The sequence below is a fragment of the Pseudomonas sp. PDM01 genome (genome assembly GCF_014852325.1).
Lineage (GTDB): Bacteria > Pseudomonadota > Gammaproteobacteria > Pseudomonadales > Pseudomonadaceae > Aquipseudomonas > Aquipseudomonas migulae.
In genome coordinates this window covers 1-1,310 of record NZ_JACVBK010000022.1, presented here as the reverse complement: position 1 = coordinate 1,310, position 1,310 = coordinate 1, and the positions used below count along the sequence as shown (strand labels likewise).

Genomic DNA, 1,310 nt, shown 5'->3' with positions numbered 1-1,310 from the left:
TGTCTAGTCCTGAAATAGGTTTACACCTGTTTCATCCCAGCGCCCGATGCATCGCATCGGGCGTTTTGTATTTCAAAGACTGGTGCGGACGCTCGTGGTTGTAGATCGATATTGATTCACTCACCATCTTCTTCGCCTGCATCAAGTCCTGTGGCCTCTGAAGCAGAAGCTCCGTCTTCAAGATCCCGTTGACCCGCTCTGCCAAGGCATTTTGGTAGCAGTCATAGCCGTCCGTCATCGAACACCTGATGCCGTGCTTCGCGTGCAACGCCTGGTACATTCCCGAGCAATACTGGCTGCCTCTGTCCGAGTGATGAACCAGCGGCTGTTCCGTCCTGCGCCGCTTCACCGCGCGGCGTAGCGCTTGCGCTACCGACTCGGTGTGCAGGCTTTCATGGACGTGATAGCCCACGATCTTTCGCGAAAAAGCATCCGTCACAAGGCTCAGATAGGCCACACCTTCCTGAGTGGGCACATACGTAATGTCAGCCACCCAGACTTGCTCCGGGCCGCTTGGGACGACCTGATCAGGGCCGGGCTTGAGCAGGTTCGGATGGCGTCGAAAGCGATGATGGCTGTCGGTCGTCTTGTGATAAGCCCGCTTGCGAGCCACCAATAAACGTCTTTCGCGCAGAATCGAAAACAGCCGATCTCGACCCACTTGCAGCTCAAGTTGCGGCTGGCACTGCAGTAAATAATGCAGCTTTCGAGTGCCCAGACGTGGCTGCCGCTGACGCTTTTGCTGAACGAAATCGGCAACCTTCTGATCCAGAACCAGACGAGCAGCATCGGTGCGATTGCGTTTGTAGTAAGCCTGTCGGCTTATCCCCATGAACTGGCAAGCCCTGCTGATGCTCAGGTTTTGGATTCGTTTTTGCGCGAGGACTTGCCGGGACGCTTTTTTACGACAGAAAGACCGTAGTCATTTTTCAAGACATCGACGACAGCCTCGAAAAACTGCGCTTTCTGATTGGACAGCGCCAGCTGCTCTTCGAGCTCTTTGATGCGTTGTTCAGGTGTTAATGGTCGGTTTTTGTCGGGCATAGATCCCATCCTCGGCGAGCCAATGTAGGTGCCTGGGCTCCAATCTTGCCGACCATGCTTGCGTAACCACGTCAAAACAGTCGTTTTGCCTTGAATCCCGTAGCGCTCCTGAGCCTCTTTATAACTCAGCTCGCCTTTTTCGACTTGGTCGACGACCGACAATTTAAAGGTCAGCGTGTAGTCTCGCTGACTACGCCTTTTTGCTGATTCCATTACGTCCTCCTGAAAATAGATCAGAAGGTGTAAACCTTATTCAGGACGGGACA

At 53.7% G+C, this 1,310-nt stretch carries 1 pseudogene; it reads right to left on the bottom strand.

Features of this window, described 5'->3' with window-relative positions:
• Positions 1–3 precede the first annotated feature (3 nt).
• Positions 4–1,257: pseudogene (locus IB246_RS28560) on the bottom strand (IS3 family transposase).
• Between the last annotated feature and the right edge of the window lie 53 nt (positions 1,258–1,310).